The sequence below is a fragment of the Blautia wexlerae genome (assembly GCF_013300825.1).
In the GTDB taxonomy this organism is placed as follows: Bacteria; Bacillota; Clostridia; order Lachnospirales; family Lachnospiraceae; genus Blautia_A; species Blautia_A wexlerae_B.
In genome coordinates this window covers 1-456 of the sequence record NZ_JAAIMY010000101.1, presented here as the reverse complement: position 1 = coordinate 456, position 456 = coordinate 1, and the positions used below count along the sequence as shown (strand labels likewise).

Annotated in this window: 1 protein-coding gene; it reads left to right on the top strand. The window is 51.3% G+C overall.

What is annotated here, in order from left to right; all coding sequences use genetic code 11:
• The coding region (locus G4417_RS17800; protein WP_243872188.1) for a virulence-associated E family protein at nucleotides 1–456 on the top strand (456 nt) is incomplete at both ends.

The window sequence follows — 456 nt, the reverse complement described above, 5'->3', positions numbered from 1 at the left end:
TCGCATACAACATCCTGACCGACCGCAAGGACATCATAAAGCCCATCGGCTTCCATAGGGAAAGCACAGCCCTGAACGATACGGACATGAAGTATCTGCTTCTTTATCTGGAAGAAACCTATGGGCTTACCAATGAGAAAAAGATTGATAATGCCATCGGGATTGTGGCGAATGAAAACAAGTACCATCCCATCCGGGACTATCTCAATACCCTTGTGTGGGACGGGACAGAACGAATCCGTTTCTGCCTACGACACTTTCTGGGGGCTGACGCAGACGATTACACCTATGAAGCGTTGAAGCTGTTCCTGCTGGGTGCAATCTCACGAGCCTTTCAGCCGGGGTGCAAATTTGAAATCATGCTCTGTCTGGTAGGCGGTCAGGGGGCTGGCAAGTCCACTTTCTTCCGTCTGCTGGCAGTCCGGGACGAGTGGTTCTCCGATGATTTGCGGAAGC